Origin of the sequence: Shimia sp. MIT910701 (genome assembly GCF_047126315.1) — a bacterium.
Taxonomy (GTDB): Bacteria; Pseudomonadota; Alphaproteobacteria; order Rhodobacterales; family Rhodobacteraceae; genus Shimia.
In genome coordinates this window covers 2278261-2305162 of record NZ_CP138953.1, presented here as the reverse complement: position 1 = coordinate 2305162, position 26902 = coordinate 2278261, and the positions used below count along the sequence as shown (strand labels likewise).

The 26902-nt window shown below is 58.5% G+C and carries 31 protein-coding genes; 13 read left to right on the top strand and 18 right to left on the bottom strand.

All coding sequences use genetic code 11. From position 1 onward, the window contains the following. Positions 1-46: 46 nt before the first annotated feature. The 4 genes from lon to tgt form a co-directional block, all read right to left on the bottom strand. Entirely contained in the window at positions 47-2449 is a 2403-nt protein-coding gene (lon, locus tag SIB38_RS11030) for an endopeptidase La (RefSeq protein WP_412550143.1), read from the bottom strand. 297 nt (positions 2450-2746) lie between these two features. Next, positions 2747-3313, bottom strand: coding sequence for a hypothetical protein (locus tag SIB38_RS11025; RefSeq protein WP_294113722.1), 567 nt, complete (start codon positions 3311-3313; stop codon positions 2747-2749). A 75-nt stretch (positions 3314-3388) separates the two neighbouring features. Beyond that, the gene (locus SIB38_RS11020) at positions 3389-3940 is read right to left on the bottom strand and encodes a hypothetical protein (protein ID WP_294113723.1); all 552 of its coding nucleotides are present in this window, start codon (positions 3938-3940) and stop codon (positions 3389-3391) included. 11 nt (positions 3941-3951) lie between these two features. Next, positions 3952-5082 (bottom strand): tRNA guanosine(34) transglycosylase Tgt, encoded by a 1131-nt coding sequence (gene tgt / locus SIB38_RS11015; RefSeq protein ID WP_294113724.1) that lies wholly within the window; start codon positions 5080-5082, stop codon positions 3952-3954. 130 nt (positions 5083-5212) lie between these two features. Between tgt and SIB38_RS11010 the strand changes: the two genes are divergently transcribed. From SIB38_RS11010 to SIB38_RS10985, 6 genes are all read left to right on the top strand, one after another. Beyond that, positions 5213-6097, top strand: a complete 885-nt coding sequence (locus SIB38_RS11010) for an SPFH domain-containing protein (RefSeq protein ID WP_294113725.1) — start codon at positions 5213-5215, stop codon at positions 6095-6097. A gap of 3 nt (positions 6098-6100) precedes the next feature. Then, on the top strand, positions 6101-6376 hold the full coding sequence (locus tag SIB38_RS11005; protein ID WP_412550142.1) for an NfeD family protein: 276 nt from the start codon (positions 6101-6103) through the stop codon (positions 6374-6376). 199 nt (positions 6377-6575) lie between these two features. Continuing rightward, positions 6576-6950, top strand: a complete 375-nt coding sequence (locus SIB38_RS11000; protein ID WP_412550141.1) for an SUF system Fe-S cluster assembly protein — start codon at positions 6576-6578, stop codon at positions 6948-6950. A 28-nt stretch (positions 6951-6978) separates the two neighbouring features. Continuing rightward, positions 6979-7377 carry a HesB/IscA family protein gene (locus SIB38_RS10995; protein ID WP_294113728.1) on the top strand — a complete coding sequence of 133 codons (399 nt, stop codon included), beginning with the start codon at positions 6979-6981 and terminating at the stop codon, positions 7375-7377. Between the two features lie 69 nt (positions 7378-7446). Continuing rightward, a complete protein-coding gene (tpiA, locus tag SIB38_RS10990; protein WP_294113729.1) occupies positions 7447-8190 on the top strand; it encodes a triose-phosphate isomerase in 744 nt (247 codons plus the stop codon). A gap of 4 nt (positions 8191-8194) precedes the next feature. Next, positions 8195-8809 carry a class I SAM-dependent DNA methyltransferase gene (locus SIB38_RS10985; RefSeq protein WP_412550140.1) on the top strand — a complete coding sequence of 205 codons (615 nt, stop codon included), beginning with the start codon at positions 8195-8197 and terminating at the stop codon, positions 8807-8809. Positions 8810-9047: 238 nt separating this feature from the next. On the opposite strand, the gene SIB38_RS10980 is transcribed toward SIB38_RS10985, so the two are convergent. From SIB38_RS10980 to SIB38_RS10970, 3 genes are all read right to left on the bottom strand, one after another. Continuing rightward, positions 9048-10427 (bottom strand): TRAP transporter large permease, encoded by a 1380-nt coding sequence (locus SIB38_RS10980; RefSeq protein ID WP_294113731.1) that lies wholly within the window; start codon positions 10425-10427, stop codon positions 9048-9050. After that, a complete protein-coding gene (locus SIB38_RS10975) occupies positions 10427-11092 on the bottom strand; it encodes a TRAP transporter small permease (protein WP_294113732.1) in 666 nt (221 codons plus the stop codon). The genes SIB38_RS10980 and SIB38_RS10975 overlap by 1 nt, the downstream gene beginning before the upstream one ends. An 89-nt stretch (positions 11093-11181) precedes the next feature. After that, entirely contained in the window at positions 11182-12186 is a 1005-nt protein-coding gene (locus SIB38_RS10970; RefSeq protein ID WP_412550139.1) for a DctP family TRAP transporter solute-binding subunit, read from the bottom strand. Positions 12187-12574: 388 nt separating this feature from the next. Here SIB38_RS10970 and SIB38_RS10965 point away from each other — a divergent pair, with 388 nt between their 5' ends. The 4 genes from SIB38_RS10965 to SIB38_RS10950 all read left to right on the top strand — a co-directional run bounded on the left by SIB38_RS10965 (position 12575) and on the right by SIB38_RS10950 (position 16721). Next, positions 12575-13672, top strand: a complete 1098-nt coding sequence (locus tag SIB38_RS10965; protein ID WP_412550138.1) for a fatty acid desaturase — start codon at positions 12575-12577, stop codon at positions 13670-13672. 60 nt (positions 13673-13732) lie between these two features. Next, a complete protein-coding gene (gene pth, locus SIB38_RS10960; protein WP_294113739.1) occupies positions 13733-14449 on the top strand; it encodes an aminoacyl-tRNA hydrolase in 717 nt (238 codons plus the stop codon). After that, positions 14446-15483, top strand: a complete 1038-nt coding sequence (locus tag SIB38_RS10955; RefSeq protein WP_294113741.1) for a DUF2332 domain-containing protein — start codon at positions 14446-14448, stop codon at positions 15481-15483. The genes pth and SIB38_RS10955 overlap by 4 nt, the downstream gene beginning before the upstream one ends. 71 nt (positions 15484-15554) lie before the next feature. Next, on the top strand, positions 15555-16721 hold the full coding sequence (locus tag SIB38_RS10950) for a serine hydrolase domain-containing protein (RefSeq protein WP_294113742.1): 1167 nt from the start codon (positions 15555-15557) through the stop codon (positions 16719-16721). A 64-nt stretch (positions 16722-16785) separates the two neighbouring features. Here the strand turns inward: SIB38_RS10950 and SIB38_RS10945 are convergent, their stop codons facing one another. Then, positions 16786-17160, bottom strand: a complete 375-nt coding sequence (locus SIB38_RS10945; RefSeq protein ID WP_294113743.1) for a DUF4345 family protein — start codon at positions 17158-17160, stop codon at positions 16786-16788. A gap of 29 nt (positions 17161-17189) precedes the next feature. Beyond that, positions 17190-18116 carry an SDR family NAD(P)-dependent oxidoreductase gene (locus SIB38_RS10940; protein ID WP_412550137.1) on the bottom strand — a complete coding sequence of 309 codons (927 nt, stop codon included), beginning with the start codon at positions 18114-18116 and terminating at the stop codon, positions 17190-17192. 122 nt (positions 18117-18238) lie between these two features. On the opposite strand from SIB38_RS10940, the gene SIB38_RS10935 reads away from it, so the two are divergent. Further along, positions 18239-19156, top strand: coding sequence for a LysR family transcriptional regulator (locus SIB38_RS10935; protein ID WP_412550136.1), 918 nt, complete (start codon positions 18239-18241; stop codon positions 19154-19156). A gap of 12 nt (positions 19157-19168) precedes the next feature. Here the strand turns inward: SIB38_RS10935 and SIB38_RS10930 are convergent, their stop codons facing one another. After that, entirely contained in the window at positions 19169-20533 is a 1365-nt protein-coding gene (locus tag SIB38_RS10930) for an FAD-dependent oxidoreductase (RefSeq protein WP_294113746.1), read from the bottom strand. A 127-nt stretch (positions 20534-20660) separates the two neighbouring features. On the opposite strand from SIB38_RS10930, the gene SIB38_RS10925 reads away from it, so the two are divergent. Further along, entirely contained in the window at positions 20661-21044 is a 384-nt protein-coding gene (locus SIB38_RS10925) for a DUF2237 family protein (protein ID WP_412550135.1), read from the top strand. 105 nt (positions 21045-21149) lie between these two features. Further along, complete coding sequence (locus tag SIB38_RS10920; protein WP_294113748.1) at positions 21150-21470, top strand: antibiotic biosynthesis monooxygenase family protein; 321 nt, start codon at positions 21150-21152, stop codon at positions 21468-21470. Between the two features lie 50 nt (positions 21471-21520). On the opposite strand, the gene SIB38_RS10915 is transcribed toward SIB38_RS10920, so the two are convergent. The 8 genes from SIB38_RS10915 to SIB38_RS10880 all read right to left on the bottom strand — a co-directional run bounded on the left by SIB38_RS10915 (position 21521) and on the right by SIB38_RS10880 (position 26741). Beyond that, positions 21521-22012, bottom strand: coding sequence for a helix-turn-helix transcriptional regulator (locus tag SIB38_RS10915; protein ID WP_294113750.1), 492 nt, complete (start codon positions 22010-22012; stop codon positions 21521-21523). A 36-nt stretch (positions 22013-22048) separates the two neighbouring features. Beyond that, entirely contained in the window at positions 22049-22609 is a 561-nt protein-coding gene (locus SIB38_RS10910; protein WP_412550134.1) for a hypothetical protein, read from the bottom strand. A gap of 127 nt (positions 22610-22736) precedes the next feature. Further along, positions 22737-23309 carry a hypothetical protein gene (locus SIB38_RS10905; RefSeq protein WP_412550133.1) on the bottom strand — a complete coding sequence of 191 codons (573 nt, stop codon included), beginning with the start codon at positions 23307-23309 and terminating at the stop codon, positions 22737-22739. Between the two features lie 152 nt (positions 23310-23461). After that, the gene (locus SIB38_RS10900; RefSeq protein ID WP_294113755.1) at positions 23462-23713 is read right to left on the bottom strand and encodes a hypothetical protein; all 252 of its coding nucleotides are present in this window, start codon (positions 23711-23713) and stop codon (positions 23462-23464) included. Positions 23714-23750: 37 nt separating this feature from the next. Beyond that, positions 23751-23960, bottom strand: a complete 210-nt coding sequence (locus SIB38_RS10895) for a hypothetical protein (RefSeq protein ID WP_412550132.1) — start codon at positions 23958-23960, stop codon at positions 23751-23753. A gap of 190 nt (positions 23961-24150) precedes the next feature. Further along, a complete protein-coding gene (gene trpB, locus SIB38_RS10890; protein ID WP_294113758.1) occupies positions 24151-25404 on the bottom strand; it encodes a tryptophan synthase subunit beta in 1254 nt (417 codons plus the stop codon). A 71-nt stretch (positions 25405-25475) separates the two neighbouring features. Beyond that, entirely contained in the window at positions 25476-25841 is a 366-nt protein-coding gene (locus SIB38_RS10885; protein ID WP_294113759.1) for a hypothetical protein, read from the bottom strand. Between the two features lie 60 nt (positions 25842-25901). Then, positions 25902-26741 (bottom strand): LysR family transcriptional regulator, encoded by an 840-nt coding sequence (locus SIB38_RS10880; protein WP_294113761.1) that lies wholly within the window; start codon positions 26739-26741, stop codon positions 25902-25904. Positions 26742-26902: the final 161 nt, after the last annotated feature.

Here is a 26902-nt window from a genome sequence, read left to right as displayed (position 1 = left end):
CGCGCCGATCTCTCGACGCGCCTTACATTTCAAAGCTTTGAGGACCTTAGTGCGCAGTCGCGCCGGCAGCTTCCTCTTTCTTGAGCTTCGCCGCAGCCGCTTCTTCTGCCGCCTCGTCCCACTCAATCGCCTCCGGCTCTTCTGTCAGCGCCAGCTTCAGCACCTCAGAAACGTGCTTCACCGCGATGATTTCCAGACCGTCTTTCACGTTGTCCGGAATATCCGCCAGATCCTTCTCGTTCTCCTGCGGGATCAGCACCGTCTTGATGCCGCCACGCAGCGCCGCAAGCAGCTTCTCTTTCAGACCGCCGATTGGCATCGCGTTACCACGCAAGCTCACCTCGCCTGTCATCGCAATGTCCTTGCGCACCGGAATGCCGGTCAGCACGGACACAATCGACGTCACCATCGCCAGACCCGCAGACGGGCCATCCTTCGGGGTTGCCCCATCTGGCACGTGCACGTGAATGTCGATCTTGTCAAAGACCGTTGGCTTCACGCCAATCTGAGGCGAGATCGAGCGCACATAGGAAGACGCCGCATCAATCGACTCCTTCATCACGTCGCCCAGCTTACCGGTGGTCTTCATGCGGCCCTTGCCAGGCAGCTTCAGACCTTCGATGTGCAATAGATCACCACCCACCGAGGTCCAGGCCAGACCGGTGACAACACCCACCTGGTTCTCTTCCTCGGCCAGGCCATAACGGAACTTCTTCACGCCCAGGAAATCATCCAGATTGTCCGGGGTCACAGAAACCGTATCCGCATCGCCTTTGACAATCTTAGTGACCGCCTTCCGGGTCAGCTTCGCAAGCTCACGCTCAAGGTTCCGCACGCCCGCCTCACGGGTATAGGTCCGCACAATCTCCTGAATGGCCTCGTCCGACACTTCGAACTCGCCTTTCTTCAGACCGTGGTTCTTGACCTGCTTGTCGATCAGGTGCTGACGCGCAATCTCACGCTTTTCGTCTTCGGTGTATCCGGCCAGCGAGATGATCTCCATCCGGTCCAGCAATGGTCCCGGCATGTTGTAGGAGTTCGCCGTGGTCAGGAACATCACGTTGCTGAGATCGTATTCCACTTCAAGGTAGTGATCCACAAACGTACCGTTCTGCTCCGGATCAAGCACCTCAAGCATTGCGGACGCGGGATCACCACGGAAGTCCTGCCCCATCTTGTCGATTTCATCGAGCAAGATCAGCGGGTTGGTGGTTTTCGCCTTTTTCAGCGCCTGAATGATCTTACCCGGCATGGAGCCAATATAGGTCCGACGGTGGCCACGGATTTCGCTCTCATCACGCACGCCACCAAGGCTGATGCGGATGAACTCACGACCGGTCGCTTTGGCCACGGACTTACCCAGCGAGGTTTTACCCACACCTGGAGGGCCCACAAGACACAGGATCGGGCCTTTCAGCTTGGACGAGCGCTGCTGCACCGCAAGGTACTCGACAATCCGCTCTTTGACCTTCTCCAGACCGTAGTGATCTGTATCCAAGACCTCTTGCGCCCGGCCCAGATCTTTCTTCACGCGGCCACGCTTGCCCCATGGAATGGACAGCATCCAATCCAGATAGTTGCGCACAACCGTCGCTTCCGCAGACATCGGGCTCATGTTTTTGAGCTTCTTCAGCTCGCCCTCAGCCTTCTCTTTGGCTTCTTTGGACAGCTTGGTTTTGGAGATCTTCTCTTCGAGCTCGGCAATTTCGCCTTCGCCCTCTTCCCCGTCACCAAGCTCCTTCTGAATGGCCTTCATCTGCTCGTTCAGATAGTATTCGCGCTGGGTTTTCTCCATCTGCGATTTCACGCGCGTCTTGATCTTCTTCTCGACCTTGAGCACGCTCATCTCGCCCTGCATCAGGCCATAGACCTTCTCCAGACGCTCGCTCACAGACAGGGTTTCCAGAAGCTCCTGCTTCTCGTTCACTTCAATGCCCAGATGGCCAGCCACAAGATCGGCCAGGCGCGCAGGCTCGCTGGCTTCCTCAACCGCGCTCAGCGCCTCTTCGGGGATGTTCTTTTTGACCTTGGCATAGCGCTCAAACTCGTCGCCAACAGAGCGCAGCAGCGCTTCGATGGTGGCGGCGTCACCCGGCATCTCGTCCAGATGCTCGGCACGTGCTTCAAAGAAGTCATCGTTTTCCAGGAAGTCGGTGATGGTCACACGGCTCTGACCTTCGACCAGCACCTTCACGGTGCCATCGGGCAGCTTCAGCAGCTGCAGCACATTGGCCAGCACGCCAGTACGGTAGATGCCATCGATATCCGGATCGTCCTCTGCGGGGTCCACCTGGCTCGACAGCAGAATTTGCTTGTCATCGGCCATCACCTCTTCAAGCGCGCGGACCGATTTTTCCCGGCCGACAAACAGCGGCACGATCATATGTGGGAAGACCACAATATCGCGCAGCGGCAGCACAGGATAAGATGTATTGAGGGGCTCAGTCATGAGTATTCCTTGTTCTAGCAAAGCGACACTGGTCCCACATGTGGCAACCGTCTGGTCCCTTTCCGTTTCCTCGGCTTATTGATTTGGGGAGCCTCATCCCCGCTTTCAACGGCGTTTTGTTGGTTGGACCACACAATGCCTTTACAGAACGTGAGGAACAAGGCGGGAAACGGTGATTGCGGCCAAAAAAATCTCACTGGTCGCTGTTGCAAAAAAGATCCCGTTTTGCGCCACGACACATGAAAAGGGACCAGATCGACATGCCGATCTGGCCTCCTCTAACCAAAACCCGTTGTTTTACTTGGAAAACACCAACTGCCGGATCGCCGCCCCCGTGGCCGGACCGCTCAGCCGTCCAACGGTCACCCCCTGCATCAGCTCGTCACTGATCACAAACAGGAACAGATCAAAATCCACCGTGCCGCCATTCTCCGGATAACTGCCACTGGCGTGCAATCGCGGCACCGTTTGCACGTCACAGCCGATCAGTACTGAAATCTCCTCGATGGTGAGAATGTCACCATCCTCAAGCGGGCTGTCCTTGGCGATCTCATAACGCCAGTTCTCACCCACATAGCGCGTCACCGGATACTCCCCGCCAATGTCGGTCGACGTGATGCGCCAGCCAATGCCCTTTGCATCGATCTTGGCATCCGACAAACCGCGCGGCGGGATAAACATCGGTTTGCCATTGATCACGGCCTTGCCAGCGGTGCTCTCCACCTTCCAGGTGCCCACAATCGCATCTTCCAGCAAGGCCTCTGTGTCGCCCTCTGACAGGTCACAAAACTCGGTTGCCCATGCCGGCGCTGCCAAAAGCCCAGCCAAAACTCCGGCCCACAGGCCGTTTCTAATACACATCATCAATCTCGTCCTTCAAATGGTAGACACGACCAACACGCGAAAATACACGCGCCGACTCTCGTGCCACCTTACGGATCACTCCGCAGGACGCAACAAAACCGTTTCCGTCATGAAAAGCACCGTTTCGTCGCTCTTGAGGGTCAGCTCTGAAATCTCCAGCACCCGATCGTCAAAATACGGCACCAGGGTGATGGTGCCAAACACGGTCACACCGCCCTCAAACTCCGGCAGCGTGATCTGCAACTGAGGCAACTCTTCCGGCCCGCACTGCGTGTCGCTCACCACATCGGCCAAGTCCGCGCGCTCTGTGGTGTCCAGAACATCATCCACACGGTCCACGTCATAGGGCTTTGGCGCTGCCCAGCGCAGCGCCACTTCTTCGCCCATGATGCTGTCCACAAAGCCGGAGTAGAATTGCCCCTCAGCATCGATCTCCGTGGCAAACATCCGCGCGGGCCGCACAAAGGACGTGGTGCTGCCTTCCACCGACGTGCTGCCCTCGCGCACCCAACTGCCCGCCAGGCGCTCATAGACCGCCGCCGGATCACTGACCCCACAAAACCCATCCGCCATCGCCGCAACAGGCGCACAAGCGACCAAGGCCGCTGCCATCAAAAACCGTTTCATCGCCTGTCTCCTTACAGCGGTTCGATGTCACCCTGCGCCCGCATCGCATGGAATTCCGTTTCCCAAGCCTCAAACGTGCAGGCCGCAATGGCGTCGCGCATCTCCTGCATGATCTGCTGGAAGTAATGCAGGTTGTGCCAGGTCAGCAGCATGCCGGAAATCATCTCATTGCTGCGGAACACGTGGTGCAAATACGCCCGCGAATAGTTGGAACACGCCGGGCAGGTGCAGCTCTCATCCAAGGGTCGCGGATCATCCGCATGGCGCGCGTTTTTGATGTTCACCACGCCGCGCCGTGTGAACACCTGCCCCGTCCGCCCAGACCGGCTTGGCAGCACGCAGTCCATCATGTCGATGCCGCGTTTCACGGCGCCCACAATGTCGTCCGGCTTACCCACGCCCATCAGATAGCGTGGCTTGTCCACCGGCAGCATGTCCGGCGCATAGTCCAGACAGTCAAACATCTTCTCTTGGCCTTCCCCAACGGCCAAGCCGCCCACGGCATAGCCATCAAAGCCAATTTCTTTCAGCGCCTCGGCACTTTCCTCTCGGAAGTCCTGCTCCAACCCGCCCTGCTGAATACCAAACAGCGCATGTCCCGGCCGATCGCCAAAGGCATCGCGGGACCGCTGCGCCCAGCGCATCGATAGTCGCATGCTTTCCGCAATCCGGTCCCGATCCGCCGGCAGCGCCGGACATTCGTCAAAACACATGACAATGTCACTGCCCAAAAGCTTCTGGATCTCCATAGACCGTTCCGGCGTCAGCGAGTGTTTGGACCCGTCAATGTGGCTCTTAAACGTCACGCCTTTCTCGGTGAGCTTGCGCAGATCCGCGAGGCTCATCACCTGAAACCCGCCGCTGTCTGTAAGAATGGGCCGCTCCCAGTTCATGAATTTATGCAAACCGCCAAGCCGGTCAATCCGCTCCGCAGTTGGACGCAACATCAAGTGATACGTATTGCCCAACAAAATATCAGCGCCGGTCGCGCGCACGCTCTCTGGCATCATTGCTTTCACGGTCGCCGCCGTGCCCACCGGCATAAACGCGGGCGTGCGAATATCTCCCCGTGGCGTGTTGATCACCCCGGTGCGGGCTTTGCCATCCGTGGCATGCAGCGAAAACGAAAACTTTTCAGACATCTGAGACCTTCATCGGGGAGTTTGCGCAAAATTTCCCCCTCCTTACGCCGAACCTAGTAACTTGTAAAACACGCCAATGTGACCATATTCCAACCCATAGATAACAAACACTTTCTGGGGAGAGAGCATAATGAGCGAAGACCTGATCTTCTCGTTACTATCTGAAAACATCGTGATCCTGCTGGCCGCAGTGTTCCTGATTGTTGTGGTTCTGAAAGGTGTGCGCATCGTGCCGCAATCGGAAAAACACGTGGTGGAACGCTTTGGCCGCCTGCACTCGGTGCTTGGGCCTGGCATCAACTTTGTTGTGCCGTTTCTGGACGTGGTGCGCCACCAGATCTCCATTCTGGAGCGTCAACTGCCCAACGCCACCCAAGACGCGATCACCAAAGACAACGTGCTGGTGCAAATCGACACATCCGTCTTCTACCGCATTCTGGAGCCGGAGAAGACCGTGTATCGCATCCGTGACGTGGACGGCGCCATCGCCACCACCGTGGCTGGTATCGTACGGGCCGAGATTGGTAAAATGGACCTTGATGAGGTGCAATCCAACCGCGCCAGCTTGATCTCTTCCATTCAGGCCATGGTGGAAACCGCCGTGGATGACTGGGGCATCGAAGTTACCCGCGCCGAAATCCTCGACGTGAACCTCGATCAGGCCACCCGCGACGCCATGCTGCAACAGTTGAACGCCGAACGCGCCCGCCGCGCTCAGGTGACCGAAGCCGAAGGCCAAAAGCGCGCGGTAGAACTGCAAGCCGACGCCGAGCTTTATGCCGCAGAGCAAACCGCCAAAGCCCGCCGCATCGAGGCCGAAGCCGAAGCCTACGCCACTGGCGTTGTGGCCGAAGCCATCAAAAATAACGGCATCGAAGCCGCGCAATATCAAGTCGCGCTGAAACAAGTCGAGTCGCTGAACGCCCTTGGCAATGGCGATGGCAAGCAAACCATTGTCCTGCCCGCCGCTGCTCTGGAAGCCTTCGGCGACGCCTTCAAACTGCTGAAAGGATAACCCATGACAGACCTTCTCACAGCTTGGTGGGTCTGGCTCGCCGCCGCTCTGGTGCTGGCAATCCTAGAAGTTCTGGCCCCCGGTTTCATCTTCCTCGGCTTTGCCATCGGCGCCGCTGTGGTGGGCCTGGCCCTCCTGGGCCCGATCCAACTCCTGTCGGTCCCGATGATCCTGCTGGCCTTTGCCGCTCTCAGCCTTGTGGCCTGGCTGGTCCTGCGCAAGCTCTTTGCCCTCCCAAAGGGGCAAGTCAAAACCTTCAACCACGACATCAACGACTGATTGATAAAAGCGGGGCCCACGGGCCCCCTTTTGCTTTTTGGCGGCGTAAGTTAGGCCAGTCACCCGCACAATTTCACACCTCCGTGAAACAGCCACGATACCGACGCAATACCGATGCGCCAAATTCACCCATTCCGCCCACTGGACGAGACGTGCCAGTTTTCCTATATGAAACTCTCAGGTTATGGCAGGACACAGTATGACTCAGGCTCCCGATCCAAGTTCCGATCCCGTAGAAGGCACCCCGCTGATTGCGCCCTCCAGCGTCGATCACCCGTTGCATGAGCAAATCGTCGAAGCCTGCCGCTCCGTCTATGACCCGGAAATTCCGGTGAACATTTACGACCTTGGCCTGATCTACACCATCGAGATCAGCGAAGAGAACGACGTAAACGTGATTATGACCCTTACTGCGCCGGGTTGCCCTGTCGCCGGTGAAATGCCAGGCTGGGTGCAAGAAGCCGTGGCCGGTGTTGGCGGTATTCGTACCGTTGAAGTCGCCTTGGTCTGGGAGCCCCCGTGGGGCATGGAAATGATGAGCGACGAAGCCCGCCTTGAACTGGGCTTTATATAACTTCTCAAACGGTTAGAAAGGAAAGTCGATGTTTGGCATTCCCGGAAAACAAGCTGTGACCATGACGCCAGCTGCGATCAAACAGATCGCCAAGCTCATGGACAAAGAAGGCCACGCCGGTCTGCGGATTGGCGTGAAAAAAGGCGGCTGCGCGGGCATGGAATACACCATGGACTACGTAACCGACCGCGATCCGCATGACGAAGTGGTCGAAACTGACGGCGCCGTGGTGATGATCGCCCCCATGGCACAGATGTTCCTGTTTGGCACCGAAATCGACTATGAGGTCTCGCTTCTCGAAAGCGGGTTCAAGTTCAACAACCCCAATGTCTCTGACGCCTGCGGCTGCGGCGAATCCATCAAATTCAAGGACATGGACGAACTCTCCGAGCAAGTTGCGGCAAACGGTGCGCCAAAACTGACCTGACGGCCTTGACCTAGGCCGCCCTGCCCCGCATGACTTGCGCAACAGGTCATTTCAGAAAAGGGGCACGTCATGCGACGCAAGCTGGCAGCAGGCAATTGGAAAATGAACGGCACCGCCGCCGCACTGGCGGAGCTTGAGGCCTTGGCCTCGCTGGCGACCTCTGATGGCACCGACATCCTGATCTGCCCCCCGGCAACATTGATTTCACGCGCCAAAGACGTGGCAGGTCCGGTAGCCATTGGCGGACAGGACTGCCATGCCAACACCAGCGGTGCGCACACAGGGGATGTGGCCGCGGACATGCTGAAAGACGCCGGCGCCTCTCACGTCATCCTCGGTCATTCTGAGCGCCGCGAAGACCATGGCGAACGCGACGAAGACGTGCGCAGCAAAGCCAAGGCCGCCTGGGACGCAGGCCTTGTGACCGTGATCTGCGTGGGCGAAAGCCTGTCAGAGCGCGAGGCTGACAACACGCTCGACATCATTGGCGGCCAATTGGCCGGCTCCATCCCAGACGGCGCGACAGGCGAAAATCTCGTGGTGGCTTATGAGCCGATCTGGGCGATTGGCACCGGCAAAGTCCCCACAATGAGCCAGATTGGCGAAGTACATGACTTCATGCGCATGCGCTTGGAGCGCCGCTTTGGCGAAGGCGTCGGCCGCACCGTGCCCCTGCTCTACGGCGGGTCGGTGAAACCCAGCAACGCCGAAGACATCTTTGCGGTGTCCAACGTGGATGGCGCACTAGTGGGCGGCGCCAGCCTGAAGGCCAGCGACTTCGGCGCCATCATCACCGCACTCGACGCAAGCTAACCGCATGGCCAAGGCGCCGCTCTCGTCCCTCTATGCCCAGTTTTCACACCGCTGGCACAGCGACATCACGCGCCTTGGCTACCCTGCCGCCTATGACGAACTCATGGCGGCCCTGCCTTCCACCACGCCCGCGCCAACCGTGATGGATGCAGGCTGCGGCACCGGCGCACTGGCGCAGGCTTGGCTCAAAACCAACCAGCCCCACAAGACGCTCCACATGTTGGACAGCTCTGAGGAGATGCTCTCTCAGGCCCGTGTCAACTTTTCGGCCACCCCAAAAACGGTATTTCACCAAGACATCCTTGGCAGCACCGCTATCCCCCAAAGCAGCTGCGATCTCTTGCTCTCCGCCCATGTGATCGAGCACCTCGACACACCGCAAGACGGCCTAAGTTGGTTTGCCAGCCGCCTTCGCAAAGGCGGCCACATCGCCTTGTCAGTAAGCAAACCGCATTGGTGCACCGCTCTGGTGCGCTGGCGCTGGGGCCACAAAGCCTTCACGCCCTCAGACGTGCACAGCATGCTGACCGCCACAGGCTTCACCAACATCCAATCCGTGCCCTTTTCCAAAGGTCCCCCCAGCCGCACCAGCTGCGGCTACATCGCTTTACGCGCCTAACGTTTGAGAGGGCCGGGTCAAGGCGCGCGCCAGCGCCCGCGCAGCGGCCTGGCCTTGACGCGGGCCGCTCAAAACTCACCCTGGATACGGTGCGTTCAGGGCACACCTGCCCCTGAACCGCTTCTCAGCAAATTTCCCTGCCCACACCCTTTCAAAAAGAAACGACGCCCCATGTGGAGCGTCGCCTCTCATCTCATCTGAACAAAGCGCGCGGTCGAGCTCCGTTTACTCACCTGCGCTATTTGGTGATGATCTCCGGTCCCATGAAGGTGTTCGGCAAGAATGTCGAAATCCATGGAATATAGGTCACCATAATCAGGAAGACGAAGAGCACTGCGAGGAACGGCAGCGCCGCGCGTACCACAGACATCATCGGCATCCCGGCAACCCCAGAAGTCACAAACAGGTTGAGCCCCACCGGCGGCGTGATCATCCCGATCTCCATGTTGACCACCATAATGATGCCCAGGTGGATCGGATCAATGCCCAGCTCAATGGCAATCGGGAACACCAGCGGCGCCACAATCACCAGGAGGCCAGATGGCTCCATGAACTGCCCACCAATCAGCAAGATCACGTTCACCACAATCAAGAACATCACCGGACCAAAGCCCGCGTCCAGCATCGCACCTGCGATCTGCTGCGGCACTTGCTGCTCGGTCAAAACATGCTTCAGGATCAGTGCGTTGGCGATCACAAACAGCAGTGTGATGGTCAGCTTGCCCGCTTCAAACAGCGTATGTTTGGTGTCGCCATGCACAAAAGCCGTGAGCAACGCGTAAGGCTTTTTGAACAGGGAGACTTTCTGGCCACCGTTGTTCTCCGCCGCCAATGGCCCCATGTCTTTGTAGACAAAGCAGGCGATCAGGAAGGCATAGACCGCAGCAACAGCTGCCGCCTCGGTAGGTGTGAACACACCGCCGTAGATGCCACCCAGAATGATCACGATCAGGAACAGGCCAAAGGCAGCATCGCGACCGGAGGCAAAGATCTCGCCCCAGCCCAGCCAGTCTCCTTTTGGCAGGTTCTTGACCTTCGCCATCACGTAGATGGTGATCATCAGCATCAGACCTGCCATCAGGCCCGGGATCACACCCGCAAGGAACATCCGGCCCACGGAGACTTCCACAGCCGCCGCATAGACCACCATCACGATGGACGGCGGGATCAGGATGCCCAAAGTACCCGCGTTACAGATCACACCGGCAGCAAACTCCTTGGAATACCCCACCTGACGCATGCCCGCGATCACAATGGAGCCGATGGCCACAACGGTTGCGGGCGAGGAGCCAGACAAGGCCGCAAACATCATACAGGCAAATACGCCCGCAATCGCCAAACCGCCCGGCAAATGGCCGACACAGGCGATGGAGAAGCGGATGATCCGCCGCGCCACACCACCTGTGGTCATGAAGGACGACGCCAGAATGAAGAACGGGATCGCCAGCAGGGTGAAGTGGCCTTCAAATGCTTCAAACAGCGTGCCTGCGACCGAGGCCAATGTGGCATCAGAGAAGAACAGCAAGAACAGGATCGAGCTGAGGCCAAGGGACACCGCGATCGGCACACCGATCAGCAGGAGGCCAATGACCATGGAGAATAGTAGAACAACTTCCATCAGTCGTGCTCCCCTTGAAGTGCACGCACTTCTTCAATTTCGTCTTCCACCTCGTGGCTCGCCACTAGACGGTCGGTCTGACCGCGGAAAATCTGCATGGTCGCTTGGAAGAAGCGATAGGTCAGCAGCAGCATGCCAATTGGCAGCACGATATACGGCACCACTTTGGGCAGCTTTTCGTACTCATCGCCGTAGTTGATCAGGTCCTCAAGGAACTGGAACATGCCAATCATCGGCACGTCCTGCACCTCATAGAAGGACTGGCTGCGGAACTTCTCGGCAAACCCGGTCGGGAACCAGCGGCCGGAGGTTGGCGGCAGGTCTGCAAAAACCGCCCAGTAGTCATAGGCGCCTTTCAGCATCAGCACCGCATAGGCCAGACAGGCCGCCGCCGCGATCAGGCCAATGATGCGCGCCACGGCCGGGCTGACCATATTGATGATCACATCCACGCCCAGATGCGCATGTTTCTTGACCGCATAAGAGGCGCCCAGAAGCACCAGCCAGGCAAACAGGAAGACGGTCGCTTCCAAGGCCCATAGAATGTTGGAGTTAAAACCGAACCGGGCAATCACATTGGCAAAGGTAATCAATGTCATCATGCCCAGAAAAAACGCGATCAGCGTTTCTTCAATCCGGTCCACAAAGGTATGCTTGGTTTGCATTGTCCCGCGTCCCGTGAGTGTTTTTGTTTGCAAAACGGGCGGGCCATTTGCGGCCCGCCCGCTCTGTGATTTTAAGTTAAGTCAAAGACTTACATGGAGGCGTTGATCGCCTGTGCCGCATCAATGTTCTCTTGACCCACATCGTCGGAGAACTTGTCCCATACCGGCTTCATGGTGTTTACCCACTCTTCGCGCTGTGCCGCGCCCAGAGTGCGGATGGTGCCACCGGCGTCGATGATGGACTGCTTCGCCGCTTGGTTCACCGCATAGGATTCTGCGTTCCGGGTGGCGGTTACTTCGTTGAAGATGGTCAGGAATTCTTCACGCACATCCGCTGGCAGGCTGTCGAGCCAGTCCACGGAAGCCACAACCAAATAGTCCAGAATGCCGTGGTTGGTTTCGGTCACACCGTCCTGCACTTCGAAGAACTTCTTGCCGTAGATGTTGGACCAGGTGTTTTCCTGACCGTCCACAACGCCCTGCTGCAGCGCGCCATACACTTCGGAGAAGGCCATCTTCTGTGGGGAGCCACCCATGGCTTCCATTTGTGCAACCAGCACGTCAGAAGACTGTACGCGGAACTTCAGACCGTTGGCATCCGAAGGCACGTTCAGCGGCACGTTTGCGGACATCTGCTTCATGCCGTTGTGCCAGTAGCCCAGACCCTGCAGGCCGCGGCGCTGCATGCTGTCCAGCATCGCTTGACCGTTGTCAGACGCTTGGAACGCGTCCACAGCGGCCACGTCTTTGAACATGAATGGCAAGTCAAACAGGCGGAACTGCTTGGTGAACTTTTCAAACTTGGACAGCGAAGGTGCGGCCAGTTGAACGTCGCCCTGCAGCATCGCTTCCAGAACTTTGTTGTCGTTGTAGAGCGTGGAGTTCGGGAAAACCTCCATGCACATCTTGCCGTTCATCTCTTCGTTCACGCGCTTTTCCAGCAACGACGCGGCAATCCCTTTGGGGTGCTTGTCAGTGTTGGTCACGTGGCTGAACTTCACAACGATCTCGCCGTCGTCACAAGCTGCGGACGCAAAGCTCGCCCCGGTCACGGTCAGCGCCAGCGCGGTGGCAGCAGTTGTCAGAAATTTCATATCGGTTTCCTCCCAGAATTTGTCCGATGTCCTCCTCACGCCCCTAAAGCGTGCGATGACAAAACTGTGACTGTCGGCGAAAGCCCGCTCAACAGTTTCTTTATCTTTGCGCCTATCTCTGCGTTATTTTGTTTCTTTGCAGATGGTTATGCCAAAAACGTGGTAGACCACCCGGCGCGTAAAACCATCACCCGTGCGATTTCCCGCACAGCGCTTTTGGGACTTGTGCGGAAAACCGCACAGCGACTCTGCTGGGCAGATGCGCGCCCCAGGCGCACTTCCAACGCGCCCACCCCGGGATATTTGAAATTAGAAGAAGCCCGGTCATTGACCCCACCTTTGGGCCGCGCCAGGGTAAGGCATCGATTTTTTGTGAGCCTTTTTTGTGATGACCGCCCAAGCCCAGCCCTCGCGCCCGAAAGGCATTTCGCCCCAGTCCCGCCGCCACAACGAGATGCGCAAAGCTGCGCTGGCGGCGCATCCTGAACTGGCGGCACTGTCCGGCACACAACCGCTCACAACCCTGGCACTACCGGTGTTGCTGGCGGTGCACTGGAGCATCGCCTGGCTGGTGTCCGGTCAACCGATCTGGGTGATTGGCCTCACCGCCTTTCTGATTGGACAGTTGGTCTACCACTCTGCCGCCAGCCTCATTCACGAAACCTGCCACAAGCTGGTGTTCCGCGACCCCACGCCAAAGCTCGCCTTTGATCTTGGGTTGGAGTTCATCCTGACCTCCTACGGCAAACAGCTCACCTACCAACACCAGCACGTCACCAGCCACCATCCCTTTGTCGGTGACTATGACAACGACTACGAACACGAGGACCTATGCGCCCTGCAAGCCCGCTTTGCCATTGGCCGCACCCATCCCGTGCTGCAAAAACTGCTCACCGCCCTGACGCTCGTCCTGCACGCACTGCCACTTGGCTCCATCTTCATCGCCGACAAAATCCTGCCACCGCTCTACGCCAAAGCCTCCGGCCGCCCCGTGCGCGACCCGCAGCCGCGTTTCACCGGCACCTCCGCCACCTCCACCGAAATGCGCCCTTACATCGTGGTCTCCGCGCTCTCCAACATCATAATGCTCGTATTGCTGGGTCCATGGGCCCTGCTCTACCACCTCTGGTCGCTCTCCTTCTTCCTTGGCAAATTGGGCATCTCCAACCTGGGTCAATCGCTCACCGAACATCCCGGCGATGACGATGCGAACCCCACGCGCTCCACCTATGGCCCCATCAATTGGCTGCTGTTCAACACCGGCTACCACAACGAGCACCACTCCTTCCCCAACGTGCCCTGGACCCGCCTGCCAACCCTGCACCGCACTGCCCCGGAAGTGTTTCACGCCGAGGCGGAGCGGAGTTATCTTGGCGCCTGGTGGGACCACGTGCGACAAGACTTCACCGCCTCCCGCAAACTCAAGCTACACGACAAAGACCACCTCTCCCGCTGCCAAGGCGAGAAGGCCACCCCAGCCGAGTGATTTGCCTCTCCCCAGCGGCAAAGCTATATTGCGCCGCAGAAACTTACGCGAGCAGACCTCATGAAACTCTTTGTTGGCCTTGGCAATCCGGGCTCCAAATACGCGCAGAACCGCCACAACATCGGCTTTATGGCGATGGATCAGATTGCCTCCGATCACGGCTTTGCACCCTTCAAAGGCAAATTCCAGGGCGCGCTCACCGAAGGCCGTTTGGGCAGCGAAAAGGTGCTCCTGCTTAAGCCCGAAACTTTCATGAACCTCTCCGGGCAATCCGTTGGCGAAGCCATGCGGTTTTACAAACTCTCCCCCGCCGATGTTGTAGTGTTTCATGACGAGCTTGATCTGAAACCCGGTAAGTTAAAGTACAAAATGGGTGGTGGCCACGCCGGTCACAACGGTCTGCGTTCCATCCATCAGCACATCGGCGAGGCCTATGGCCGGGTGCGCATGGGCATTGGCCACCCGGGGCAAAAGGATTTGGTCAGCCGCTATGTGCTGCATGATTTTCACAAGATGGATCAGGACTGGCTTGATGACATGCTGCGCGGGATTTCCGACGGCGCGGCCCATCTTGCCGAGGGCGACACCGCCAAGTTTTCCAACGCAGTCGCCATGCGCCTCAACCCGCCGCGCCCTTCTACCGGCAAAAGCAATCCAAACACCAAAACCACGCCTGAGACCAAGGCTGACACGTCTAAAGCAAAACCAGCCCCTGCGCCAAAACCCGCTGAGGACAACCGCAGCCCCCTGCAAAAACTCATGGATAAATTCTCGTGAGCGCACTACAGGCTGCATTTTTGTCGCAAGCCGAGAGTTGCGAAGCGCTCGACAGCCCGTTTATGGGCCAGCTGCTGCGCCTGCTCGCAACGCATTGGCCAGAGGACACGGCCCTCGCCGCCAAATGTGCTACGTTTGAGGGCGACATCAGTCCCAAAGGCCACAGCCTGCCACTGCGGATCGCTGGCGGCCTGCATGCGTTGGTCTTGCAAGGCAAAGACGAAGACCTAACCGCTGTCTACCCGCCCAACAAAAGCGAGGGCGCCGACCTACAAAACGCTGTCCTGACCGCGCTGCGCACCCACGACGCCTTCCTCACCGATTGGATCACCCACGCGCCTCAAACCAACGAGGTGCGCCGCGCCGCCGTTCTCATCGCCACCGCGCATCTGTTGGCGGATCGCTTCGGCCTGCCCATCAAGCTTTCCGAACTGGGCGCCTCCGCCGGCCTGAACCTGATGTTTGATCAGTTCCACCTCGATGTCGGTGAAGGCTACGGCCCACACAGCACAGTGGCCCTATCCCCCGATTGGACCGGCCCGCTCCCTCCACAAGCAAGCGTCACCATTTCCAACCGCCGCGGCGTGGATCTCAATCCGCTCAACAGCGCCAACGCTGAAGACGCCCTGCGCCTGCAAAGTTATCTCTGGGCCGATCAGGAAGAGCGCCTGCACCGCACCCAAGCAGCGATCGCACTCAACACAGCAGGTCTCGACCAAGACGACGCCATCTCTTGGCTGGACCATCGCCTGTCCGCACCAAACGTGGGCGAGCTGCACATGGTCTACTCCACCGTGGCTTGGCAATACTTCCCGGAAAAGCGCCAAAACCACGGCACCGCTTTGATGGAAGCAGCCGGTGAAAAGGCCACCGAGGCCGCGCCGCTCGCGTGGCTGTCTTACGAGGCAGACGACATACCCCACGGTGCCGCGCTAACCCTGCGCCTCTGGCCGGGCAATCACACGATCCCTCTGGGCCGCGCCGACTTCCATGGGCGCTGGGTGGAATGGCAAGCACCCACCAAACTCCCCTAACGTCACCGTTGCCGCCCACCACCGCTTAATGCTCAACTCCGTCCAACAAAATTAGGGAGGGGACCCCACACATGCGCACCTTTGGAAAATGGCTTGGCCGCATTCTACTGATGCTGATCCTGGCCGCGCTGACCGTCTATGCACTCAAACGCGAGGAAATCACCCGCCTGCTGGCAGTGAACTCGCTGTTCTCCGAGGAGAAGATTGTCTCCAACTTCTCCAGCATGAATACGCTCTTCCTCTCCGCCGGGATTGCCAAAGGCGACGCAGCGGTCAGCGCCCTGCCCAACGGCACCGACATGACCATGCCCGCCAGCTTTGACAGCTGGACTAAGGAGCGCGCCGTGACCGGCATGGTGGTGCTTAAGGACGGCCAGAAGGTGCACGAAAGCTACTATCAGGACACCAGCCCCGAAGACCTGCGGATCAGCTGGTCAGTGGCCAAATCTTACCTGTCGTCCCTGATGGGCATCGTCGTCGCGGAAGGCCATATCGACATCAACGAACAGGTCACCACCTACGCCCCGCTTCTGAAAAGCACCGCCTATGATGGCGCCACCGTGCTAAATGTGCTGCAAATGTCCTCAGGCGTGACCTTTGACGAGGACTACCTGGATTTCAACAGCGATATCAACCGCATGGGCCGCGTCCTTGCCATGGGCGGCACGATGGACGGCTTTGCTGCGGGTCTCACCGAAACTTTCGTCGAACCTGGCAAACAGTTCCAATATGTCTCCATCGACACCCATGTTTTGGGCATGGTCATCCGGGGCGCCACCGGCCGCTCTATTCCCGACCTGCTGTCTGAGAAAATCATTTCCAAACTCGGCTATGAACAAGACCCCTACTACGTCACCGACGGCGAAGGCGTGGCCTTTGTGCTTGGCGGTCTCAACATCCGCACCCGCGACTACGCCCGCTTTGGTCAGATGATCCTACAGGAGGGTGTATACAACGGCACCCAAGTGGTCCCAGCCGACTGGCTCGCCGCCGCCACGGTGCCCAGCGCCAACACCAAGGACGGCAATCTGCACTACGGCTACCAATGGTGGATGCCCAAAGACCCGCGCGACGGCGAGTTCTTCGGCATCGGCGTCTACGGCCAATACATCTACATCAACCGCCCGCACGGCGTGGTGATCGCAGTGAACTCCGCCGACCGTAAATTTAAGGAAAGCGGCGTGACCGATGGCAACATCGCCCTCTTCCGCGAAATTGCCGAAACGGCAGGCGGCTAACGACGCCAAAACAAAAAAAGGCCCGCCACTCCGGCGGGCCTTTTCATGTCCGGGGGGCAAGCAATCACACCACCGGCTGACCATGTGCAGGCACCAACACCGCAATGATCACCAGCTCGACAATCAGCGGCGGGATCACCGCCTTGTCAAACCCATCCGCGATCAGGCCAACCACGCGCCCCACGGCGACAACGCCCATCAACAACGCAACGACCAGAAAGCCCTCGGTCTGCCCGCTCGCCAACCCGTAGCCAAGCAACAGCACACTGGTCAGAAACAGGCCGCCCACCACGGAGCGCACCGTGCTCAACCCGGCCACGCCGATGGGCTCAAGCGCAAAGTTCTTCAACATCCGGCGCGGGGCAAACATCGACATCGTGCCCAGCCCCAACAACATAATAGTCGCAAGACCAACGAGTATTTGCAGTAGAACGTCCATTTTAAGTCTCCTTTGATATCTGAGAGGGATTAAGCCGCAAACCGGCGCACAGCCTGAAAGGCGTTGTCCTGGAATTGCGTGTTGGCGAGCGAGGCATCGATCTTCGCCTGATCCACCACAGGTCCGGTCGGGGAGCCTTCGCGGCTGGCGTAAAAATGCCCGCTTTCAAACCGGTCATTGAGCAGTCCCTCGACATAGCGCTTCGCGCCAGTCTCAACGCTGTGCATCATCCCGAACAACGGCATCAGCGTGCCACCGACATATTTGAAGAACACCTTCTTCAAAAACGGCAGGTCATCCATGCCATTGGTGCCGGTGGTGCCGCCCGGGCTCATGGTGACAAAGCGAATGTGCGGATGCTGCCGCGCCATCGCCCCCATCCACATCGCAGCGGTCAACTTGATCGTGCCGTAAATATCCAGCGGATCGGCCTTTGGGCCAAACTTGCTGCCATCCGCAATCGAAACAAACTCCTCGGTCGAAGATGTGCGCATGTCTGGCTTGGCCACGCCCATCTTGGGAATGCCCCGCGCCGCCTCTGAGCCAGCATACAACACAGTCGAGGTAATCAACTGTCGTTCCAGCAGCTCATCCACCAGCACCACATGGCCTAGCACATTGGCCGCAAAAATATGGGTCACCCCGACTTGTGTCAGCGCGTGCGGAGTTTTGCCCCCAGTCCCGCCCGCATTCAGGATCAGCGCATCCACAGGCGCGGCCATTTTGCCAACGGCCGCCCGCACCGACATCGGACTGGACACATCCATGGGGATCACTTCAAAAATGCGCTTGCCGGTCTCCGCCTCAAGCGCGGCCTTCGCCGCATCGGCTTTTTCCTGATTGCGGCAGGCGAGGTAGATCTTCTCGATCCCGTTGCGCATCGCCAACTGCCGCGCCGCCTCGCGGCCCAATCCGGCATTCGCGCCGGTGATCATAACGGACTGAATAGGTTTCATAAGACAGGCTCCTTGGTTCCGACTGTACGTTTCACTCTGTGACACCAAGGTAGCGACGATCATTTTTGACGTGTATCCGGGAAAAACTGGACACAGAGGTTCAAAAATGAAACACCTGACACATGTCAAAACAAGAAAGCCACGCCCTCAACTGGGACGATCTGAAATACTTTCTAGCCGTTGCCCGCACCGGCACACTGCGCGGCGGAGCCGACAGCATAACGGTCAATCACACCACACTGACCCGCCGCATCGCTGTGATGGAAGAGCGCGTCGGCAGCCGCTTGTTTGACCGCTCCAAATCCGGTCTGGTGCTCACGCAAGTTGGCGAAGACCTCCTGCCCCACGCCGAACGGGTCGAGCAGGAAATGACCGCCGCCTCGCGCGTGATTGTCGGGCGGGACACACAGCCCACCGGCACGGTCTACGTCACCTTGCTCCACGGCTTGGCGATGACCTCGCTGATGGAAGATTTCACCGCCTTTGCCGAGCGCTATCCGGACATAACCCTGAATCTCAACTTCACCAATGACGTCCGCGACCTGACCCGCCGCGAGGCGGATGTCTCCCTGCGCGTGGCGACAGATGTGACCGACGATGTGGTGGGGCGCAAACTTGTGCAGATGTCCCGAGCGGCCTACTGCTCGCGCCAATACGCCGAACGCGTAAGGGACAATCAGGGCGAAGGCCTGCATTTTATCGGTTGGCACGAGCCCGAAGAAGCCCTAACCGCCCGCTGGCTCAGCGATAGCCATTATCCCAAAGCCACGCTCAAACACCGCGTGTCCGAATTGGTGCCCCTGATCACCCTAGCAGCCTCCGGTCTCGGCATGGCCTATCTCGCCTGCAACCTAGGCGACCGCCACCCTGACCTAATCCGCGCCCCGTTCCAGAAACCGCTGCCTTACCGCAGCATCTGGTTGCTCCTGCACCGCGACCTGCGCAACACAGCCCGTGTGCGCCTGTTTGTCGACTTTCTGGCCGAGCGCGTCACCGCCCGCCGCAACGAGTTCTGGGTCTCCGGCACAGCCCCTCTGTGAGGCCCGAAGCGGTCAATGCACCCGCGCACCCTGTCGGGTTAATTCAGCCTGAATATCCGTAATGTTGAGGTCATCAAGCGCCCGTCCTTGCTGCACGCTCAAAGCCGCTGCCACGCCAGCGCCCTGCCCGATCACCGCACAGCACGCCATGTTGCGCGTCGCTGCATGAGCCACCTTGTGTCCCGCCGTGGCACGGCCGGACACCAGCAGGTTCTTCACCCCTTGCGGCAACAAATTGCGATACGGCACCTCAAAATACCGCCCCGTGGTCGGCAGGATCAAAATGCCGTAGCCGTCGATAAACTCAGGGAAAATCCCAATACTGTCCTCAAACCGCCCCTGCTCGCGCACGTCCAGCTCGGTCATGCTGTAGACCGTGTCGACCTTGCGCGTATCGCGAATACCCAGGCTCATGCCAAAGTTTCGCAGCCGCGCGTTCTCGCACCCCGGCATGAACCGTTTGAGCGCCTCAATCGCTAGCATCGCCTGCTTGCGCCCCTCAATCTCGCCCGCTGTCAGGCTGTCCGGATCAGTGCCGTCAATCCCCGCCAGATGCACGAGGTTCATATAGGTCAGCTCACCGCTGTCATGCATCGCGCCCCAGGTGCCCGCGATCGTGTTCAAATGCGGCGGGATCAGCCCGGCCTTGATCGCCTGCGCAAACGGCTTATGCAGAAACGGCGAGAACATCTCGTCCTCTTTGCCCGAAGTCTCAATGTTCCACTCCCCGCCGCCGCCCCAATCGGCGTAGGTCTGCGGATCGGCTTTGATCCCCTCCATAAACGCGGTCTTGTCCACCCCGGCCAGATGGAACATCACCGAAGCCGCCATCAGGTCTTCGCGCGGCGCCATTTGGCACGGGGCCCCCGCCCGATGCGCAATGTCCGCATCCCCGGTGGCATCAATCACCACCTTCGCCAGGATCGCTTCGCGCCCGGCCTTGGATTCAGTAATGATGCCTTTGATCTCATCGCCTTCCATGATCGGCGCCACAAAGGCCCGGTGAAGCATCGGGTGAATACCGGCCTTTTCGACCATCTGATCAGCCACCAGCTTGAAACCCTCACTGTCAATCTCGTAACTCAGCGATTGGCTCTCCGGCACCGCCGCGCCCGCCTCTTTGGCCGCATCCTCAAACTCCTTGGGAATGCCCATGCTCTCCACGGTCTGCTCATGGCGATACCAATGCATGCCCTCCACGCCGACCACAGTGATATTGCCGCCAAAACAGCCAAACCGCTCCACCAGCGTGACCTCCACGCCCGCCCGCGCCGCCGCCAGCGCCGCCGACAACCCACCGGGTCCGGAGCCGACAACCAACACCTCGGTTTCATGGATCACATCAATCTGGCGGGCGGGTTCAAGAATCTGTTTCATAAACGTCATGCTTTGCCACGCGCACCACGCCCGTCAATCAAAACTTGAATGATCATTTAAATTTTTCCGCACCGTCACAGGCGCTTGAGCGTTGCCTGCCTGTCGCCAACCGTGCCAAGGTACTGACATGGTAGAAAAAGTTGCTTCCGTAAACGTGCTTGGCGATACGCTTGCCGCCTGCTCCACCGATCCGCTGACCGGCTTTTTTCGCGACGGCGCCTGCAACACCTGCGCCGAAGATCAAGGCAGCCACACTGTCTGCGCCGTCATGACGGCAGAGTTTCTCGCCTACTCCAAATACGTCGGGAACGACCTCTCCACCCCGCGTCCTGAATTCAACTTTGCAGGCCTCAAACCGGGCGACTCCTGGTGCCTCTGTGCGGCCCGGTTCCTGCAAGCGCATGACGAGGGCTGCGCCCCAAAAGTCAATTTGGCCGCCACCCACCTGCGCGCGCTCGACATTGTACCACTACGGATTTTGCAGGAACACGGCATCAGCCAAACCGGTTGACCTTCCTGGCGTTCAGGCGTCATATGCCTCGGATTTGCCAGCCAACCAGCGCACGGTCAGCCAGCTCTCCCTCACCACCCAATTCCCCGCGAGAGAGGTAACACCATGAGCTACATCGCCATGAACCGTTTCAAAATTGCCGAAGGCCGCGAAGCTGACTTCGAAGACGTTTGGCGCAGCCGCGAAAGCCGCCTGAAAGAGCTCAAAGGCTTCCGCGAATTCCGTCTGCTCAAAGGCCCTGAACGCGAAGGCCACACCCTCTATTCCAGCCACGTGCTCTGGGACAGCAAAGAGGATTTTGAGGCTTGGACCAAATCAGAACAATTCCGCGCGTCCCACCGCAATGCCGGCGACAGCCGCAGCAAAGGCGCCATTCTGGGTCACCCAGAATTTGAAGGGTTTGAGACCATTCTGCAGGAAAGCTAAAGCCGACTGCCAAATAAAGTGCGGGGCAGCCGCTGCCCCGCACAAGCCCCCTAGTCCTCGGCATCCTCCGCCAACAGGTCATCCAGAAACAGACTGAGCAACTGCGCCCGTCCACTCACACCGGACTTCCGATAAATCGCATTGCTCTGCGCTTTCACCGTGCCCTCTGACGTGTTGCGCAACCCCGCGATCTCCTGAATTGACATGCCTTTGATGGTGAACAGCGCCACATCCCGCTCCGCCGGAGTCAGCGCCCAGGCCTCAAACGTCGCCTCCAGATGCTCGCGAAACGCACTCTGCACGCTGCGCAGGCTTTCTTCTGCCTGTGCCTTTTGGGCCAAGGTCCGTCGCAAGGCCAGCCAGCCAAGGACCACGCCCAAAATAAGCCCCAGCGAAGCCCCAACCTCCAAAAGCTCCCGCGTCTGCCAACTGATCGGCGCAGACCGGGCCCCAATGACGGTCAAAGTAATGTCGGCAACGAAGAAAAACGCACAGGCGCCCTGAAGCGCCACCAGCGCAAAGAGCAGCACCGGCCGGTTCACGCAGTTTGCTCCTTACCGAATGCCACACTGCTACCTTCAATCATCATCATCATCGTCGTCATCATCGTCGTCGTGATCATCGTCATCGTCGTCGCGATCATCATCGTCATCGTGATCATCGTCGTCATCGTGATCATCGTCGTCATCGTCTTCATCGTGATCATCGTGATCATCGTCGTCATCATCATGATCGTCGTCGTGATCGTCATCATCATCCCGATCGTCATCGTGATCGTCATCATCCCGATCGTCATCGTCGTCCTCTTCGCGGCGGTCCCGGCTGCGCGTGTCGCGCTCTTCTTCGCGCCGCGCATCCGTGCCCAGCAACCAGCCCCCGTTGCCCTCGGAATCCACGTCCCAATAGTCCCGCAGGATTTCGCCCGTGCGTGGATTAAAGATAATCTCGCGCTCGCGCCCTTCACGCAGCGCCTCCACCCGCACACGCCCCAGAAACGTCCGCGAGATTTTGATCTCCCCAAAGCCCTGATTGGCAAGCTGCCGCGTGATGGCATCCACCCGTCCATCGGCAAGCACAGGCGACGCCAGGCACAGGCTGGCCACAGCAAGAACTGGGATCTTTTTGACCATTTTTTTCATACGTTTAATCCAACAAATACCGGCGCCGACCAAAGTCAGCGCCGGTGGGTTGCGGTGAGGGGTCTTCGCAAGCTCTAGCACGAAGCCCCAAGACAATCACGCCGCAATCAAAACCAAGGACCCTGCCTTAGTCGTCGTCTTCATCTTCGTCGTCATCGTCGTCTTCATCATCATCGTCGCCGTCGTCGTCGTCTTCGTCTTCGCCGTCCTCATCGTCATCATCCTCCCCACGGTCGTCGTCTTCTCCGCCATGGTCGTCATCGCGCTCATCTTCTTCGTCGCGATCGTCTTCTTCCTCGTCGTCGTCATCATCGTGATCATCATCGTCGTCGTGATCCTCGTCGTCATCGTCATCATCGTCGTCGTCATCATCTTCGTCATCGTCGTCGTCGTCATCATCTTCGTCATCGTCGTCGTCGTCATCATCGTCGTCATAATCATCATCGTCGTCGTCATCGTCCTCTTCATCGTAGACGCCGTGACGCAGAAGCTCTTCGCCCGCGATCTTATACAGGCTCTCGATTGACAGGCCGTCCTTGTTAGAACGCACGGTCAACACACCGTCCTCAACGGTCACGATCACATCGGTGTAGCCCGCGCGCTCAAACGAGCGTTCAACGCGGCTTTTGAAGGAATCCGCAAATGCAGTGGTCGACAGGCCAAGCGCAACGGCGGTGGAGGTCAATAGCAGACGGGTCATCATATGTCCTTTGTCGGTTAGGGCCACAGGATCTCCTGCGGCGAGGCCCATCCTGCATCCCAACCGTGCTGTGCCATCTCCATTGCCTTGAAGTTTAAATCAGCCCCCGTCCGCCCCGCGTTTAGGCCCCTAAACTTAGGTTTAGAGGCCTTTCAAAGCACAAACCGCCGGGTCCGCATCGCGGTCGGCGGCTTCCCTGTCTGATCCACTGCAACCTCGCCCAACCCGGTTTTCGCAAACACCTGTTGACCAAGCGCCGCGCCCCCGCGCAGCCGCACCCGATACTCGGAATAGACCACCTCAACCTCTTCAGGCCCGTGTGACCGCGCAACCAAAATAGGCAGCTGCGCTTTGCCTACGTCCTCGAATGTGGATCGCAATCTAGGGCGTCGCTTCACCGGCATGATGTCCTCCTTCGACATGCACCAACTTGATACCCCCCTAATGCACCGTCGAACTGGGCAGCATGACATAGGCTGTCTGGGGCGTGCCATCGGTCTTGCTGGCCACAATTTTGAGCTGCCGCTCGGTCAGAATGTATTCAATGTTCAGATAACCCTGTGCCTGTATCGAGGCGACAATACGCTCTGCCAACTGTTTCGCTCTGGACATCATTGACGGCAGCAACTGTGCATTGTTCAAATTGGGCATGGAGTTTCCTTTCTCAAAAGAAGGCGAATTGATCTGGCGACACGTGCCGCCGCTCTCTCCATGGTGATCAAATCTCAGGCAAAAACCGCCGTGCATCCGGTCACGCCAACGCACTTTCGTATAGGCGCCCTACCCCATCAAAAAAGAGCGCCCCGAAGGAGCGCTCTTAGCAATCCCATTGTCAGCCAGTTTAGTCCGCGCTGCGGCCTTCCGTGTCGGACATGTCAAAACCCAAGTGCCGCGCCACGGTCTGCACGTCTTTGTCCCCACGGCCACACATGTTCATCACCAGAATGTGGTCCTTCGGCAAAGTCGGCGCGATCTTCATCACATGCGCCAGCGCGTGGCTTGGCTCTAGCGCCGGAATGATACCTTCCATCGAGCAAGAGAACTGGAACGCTTCCAGCGCCTCTTTGTCGGTGATCGACACATACTGCGCGCGCCCAATGTCATTGAGCCAGCTATGCTCCGGCCCAATGCCCGGATAGTCCAGACCAGCAGAGATGGAATAGCCCTCAAGGATCTGGCCATCGTCATCCTGCAAGAGATAGGTGCGGTTGCCATGCAACACGCCTGGACGACCGCCAGACAGCGACGCGCAGTGCTCCATCTTGTCATTCACACCGCGGCCACCGGCCTCAACCCCAATGATGTTGACCGATTTTTCATCAAGGAAAGGGTAGAACAAACCAATCGCGTTGGACCCACCACCAATCGCCGCAATCACAGTGTCCGGCAGACGGCCTTCGCCTTCCTGCTCTTCCAGCTGCCAGCGTACCTCTTTACCAATGATCGACTGGAAATCACGCACCATCGCTGGGTACGGGTGCGGGCCCGCTGCGGTGCCGATGCAGTAGAAAGTGTCATGCACGTTGGTCACCCAATCGCGCAGCGCGTCGTTCATCGCGTCTTTCAACGTGCCACGGCCAGAGGTCACCGGCACCACTTCCGCGCCCAAAAGGCGCATACGGAACACATTTGGGGCCTGACGCTGCACATCATGCGCGCCCATATAAACGATACACTTCAGGCCAAACTTCGCACAGACGGTGGCTGTGGCCACACCGTGCTGTCCTGCGCCTGTTTCTGCAATGATCCGGGTTTTGCCCATACGCCGCGCCAGAATGATCTGGCCCAGCACGTTGTTCACCTTATGCGCGCCAGTGTGGTTCAACTCATCACGCTTGAGATAAATCTTCGCACCACCCAGCTCTTCGGTCATACGCGCGGCATGATAAAGCGGGCTGGGACGGCCCACATAGTGCTTCCACAAATCGTCCATCTCCGCCCAGAAGGTCGGATCATCTTTGGCCTTTTCATATTCCGCTTCCAGATCAAGGATCAGCGGCATCAGCGTTTCACTGACAAACCGCCCACCAAAATCGCCAAACCGGCCATTTTCGTCGGGACCGGTCATGAAGCTGTTGAAAAGATCGTTGGACATAGGCGTCTCTCCCACGGTGTTTGAATTGTTCTTAGGCCTGCGCAGTGGTTTTTGCCACCCAAATCTGCGCCCTAAACTGGGGCTGCACGCAAGGTTCTGGCCAGTTCAGCAGGCAGCGCTTGGTGCCACGCAGCCAATGCGTTGGAAACAGTAGGCATTTTGGGGCTGGCATAGACATGAAAGCGGGACGTCTCAGTCAACCGATCTGCCATTTTTAAGGCGAACCTGTGGGCGCCCGATGAGGCAAAAGCCTGCATGTCACTTGGATGCTGCCACACGGTAAGAGAGAAGTAATGCCCCGCATGAGGAAAAACAGATGCGCGCAAATTTCCCGGTGCCCGCCGCGCCTGTCTTAGCGACAGTGCAGTGATCAATGCAAACCTGGGATTGTCCCACCAATAGAGCAGCTTTGCAGCCCCAATCGCCACTAGATACATTCCGACCCTCTCCAATCGAAGAGTATACGTTTCGCATCAACCAGCGGACCAAATCCAACCTTATCCTGCAGAAGTCTTTTTTTGGGACAGCAGGCGCGCCACCGCCTCCAACGCCGCACGAATAGGCGGATCATGTCGTGCCTCATGATGGCACACGAGCCACTCATCATGGGAGAGCTCTGGAATCACCGGTGCCACTTGCGTCAACCCTGGTATGCCATTTGCCACAAACGTGGGCATCACCACGCGGCCCACGCCGGAAACGGCCAAATCCACCAATGTGCCCTCTTCGCAGGCGGTTGTGATGATCTCATCCCCATGGTTTTCCCGCACCCAACGCACTGATGGCGTCAGCGGCCCATCTGAACTGAGTGCCACAAATCCACTCACATCGTCTGATGCCGCATAAATCGCGAACTCGACTTTTGATGTGCGCCGCCCCGCCAGCCAAGGTTGATCCGGTCTCCGGCTTCGGATGCCGATGTCCGCATCTCGCCGCGCAATATCCAACATGCGTGTGCTTTCAACGAACTCCAGCCGCCAGGGGTCGTCTTTGCGCCAGACCTCTCCCAGCCGCCGCGCCAGATACGACGCGGTCCAGGCTCCTGCCGTCACCCGCACACGCACCGCATCCGGTTGCCCCAAACTGCGTGTCAGCCGCGCCTGAATTTCTTTAAGGTCCTGCAACTGCTCCAAAACTGCGCGCCCCTCAGCGGTCAACGCATAGCCGCGCGGCCCACGTTCAAACAGCTTACGCCCCAGCTGCCGCTCTAACGCCGTCATCTTTCGGCTGATTGTCGGAACGGTGCCGCCCGTACGCCGCGCGGCTCCGGCCAAGCCCCCTTCCCGGGCCACATCCACAAACAGGGTCAAATCGTCCAGGGGCGGCAATTGTTCCATTTTTGAAATCAAACTCTCATTTAAGCGCTCTAATAATGGAAGCTTAAAATCGGCAATGTGGTCAAGCCAAATCCCAATGTGAGGCTTTTCCGATGAACTACTATCTCCTCCCCAGCCGCCCAAACGAGTCACAGCCCCTGTCCAGCTACGCCAAGGAACAA

Bases quoted from the DNA above. Each gene is read 5' to 3' on its own strand.
- trpB (WP_294113758.1), bottom strand. From the start codon at position 25,404: ATGTCCAACGATCTTTTCAACAGCTTCATGACCGGTCCCGACGAAAAT.
- lon (WP_412550143.1), bottom strand. From the start codon at position 2,449: ATGACTGAGCCCCTCAATACATCTTATCCTGTGCTGCCGCTGCGCGAT.
- SIB38_RS10995 (WP_294113728.1), top strand. From the start codon at position 6,979: ATGTTTGGCATTCCCGGAAAACAAGCTGTGACCATGACGCCAGCTGCG.
- SIB38_RS10975 (WP_294113732.1), bottom strand. From the start codon at position 11,092: ATGCAAACCAAGCATACCTTTGTGGACCGGATTGAAGAAACGCTGATC.
- SIB38_RS10980 (WP_294113731.1), bottom strand. From the start codon at position 10,427: ATGGAAGTTGTTCTACTATTCTCCATGGTCATTGGCCTCCTGCTGATC.
- SIB38_RS11025 (WP_294113722.1), bottom strand. From the start codon at position 3,313: ATGATGTGTATTAGAAACGGCCTGTGGGCCGGAGTTTTGGCTGGGCTT.
- SIB38_RS10910 (WP_412550134.1), bottom strand. From the start codon at position 22,609: ATGAAAAAAATGGTCAAAAAGATCCCAGTTCTTGCTGTGGCCAGCCTG.
- SIB38_RS10945 (WP_294113743.1), bottom strand. From the start codon at position 17,160: ATGGACGTTCTACTGCAAATACTCGTTGGTCTTGCGACTATTATGTTG.
- pth (WP_294113739.1), top strand. From the start codon at position 13,733: ATGAAACTCTTTGTTGGCCTTGGCAATCCGGGCTCCAAATACGCGCAG.
- SIB38_RS10985 (WP_412550140.1), top strand. From the start codon at position 8,195: ATGGCCAAGGCGCCGCTCTCGTCCCTCTATGCCCAGTTTTCACACCGC.
- SIB38_RS11020 (WP_294113723.1), bottom strand. From the start codon at position 3,940: ATGAAACGGTTTTTGATGGCAGCGGCCTTGGTCGCTTGTGCGCCTGTT.
- SIB38_RS11000 (WP_412550141.1), top strand. From the start codon at position 6,576: ATGACTCAGGCTCCCGATCCAAGTTCCGATCCCGTAGAAGGCACCCCG.
- SIB38_RS10935 (WP_412550136.1), top strand. From the start codon at position 18,239: ATGTCAAAACAAGAAAGCCACGCCCTCAACTGGGACGATCTGAAATAC.
- SIB38_RS10885 (WP_294113759.1), bottom strand. From the start codon at position 25,841: ATGTATCTAGTGGCGATTGGGGCTGCAAAGCTGCTCTATTGGTGGGAC.
- SIB38_RS11010 (WP_294113725.1), top strand. From the start codon at position 5,213: ATGAGCGAAGACCTGATCTTCTCGTTACTATCTGAAAACATCGTGATC.
- SIB38_RS10925 (WP_412550135.1), top strand. From the start codon at position 20,661: ATGGTAGAAAAAGTTGCTTCCGTAAACGTGCTTGGCGATACGCTTGCC.
- SIB38_RS10920 (WP_294113748.1), top strand. From the start codon at position 21,150: ATGAGCTACATCGCCATGAACCGTTTCAAAATTGCCGAAGGCCGCGAA.
- SIB38_RS10895 (WP_412550132.1), bottom strand. From the start codon at position 23,960: ATGCCCAATTTGAACAATGCACAGTTGCTGCCGTCAATGATGTCCAGA.
- SIB38_RS10950 (WP_294113742.1), top strand. From the start codon at position 15,555: ATGCGCACCTTTGGAAAATGGCTTGGCCGCATTCTACTGATGCTGATC.
- SIB38_RS10970 (WP_412550139.1), bottom strand. From the start codon at position 12,186: ATGAAATTTCTGACAACTGCTGCCACCGCGCTGGCGCTGACCGTGACC.
- SIB38_RS11005 (WP_412550142.1), top strand. From the start codon at position 6,101: ATGACAGACCTTCTCACAGCTTGGTGGGTCTGGCTCGCCGCCGCTCTG.
- SIB38_RS10905 (WP_412550133.1), bottom strand. From the start codon at position 23,309: ATGACCCGTCTGCTATTGACCTCCACCGCCGTTGCGCTTGGCCTGTCG.
- tpiA (WP_294113729.1), top strand. From the start codon at position 7,447: ATGCGACGCAAGCTGGCAGCAGGCAATTGGAAAATGAACGGCACCGCC.
- tgt (WP_294113724.1), bottom strand. From the start codon at position 5,082: ATGTCTGAAAAGTTTTCGTTTTCGCTGCATGCCACGGATGGCAAAGCC.
- SIB38_RS10930 (WP_294113746.1), bottom strand. From the start codon at position 20,533: ATGAAACAGATTCTTGAACCCGCCCGCCAGATTGATGTGATCCATGAA.
- SIB38_RS10965 (WP_412550138.1), top strand. From the start codon at position 12,575: ATGACCGCCCAAGCCCAGCCCTCGCGCCCGAAAGGCATTTCGCCCCAG.
- SIB38_RS10940 (WP_412550137.1), bottom strand. From the start codon at position 18,116: ATGAAACCTATTCAGTCCGTTATGATCACCGGCGCGAATGCCGGATTG.
- SIB38_RS10880 (WP_294113761.1), bottom strand. From the start codon at position 26,741: ATGGAACAATTGCCGCCCCTGGACGATTTGACCCTGTTTGTGGATGTG.
- SIB38_RS10900 (WP_294113755.1), bottom strand. From the start codon at position 23,713: ATGCCGGTGAAGCGACGCCCTAGATTGCGATCCACATTCGAGGACGTA.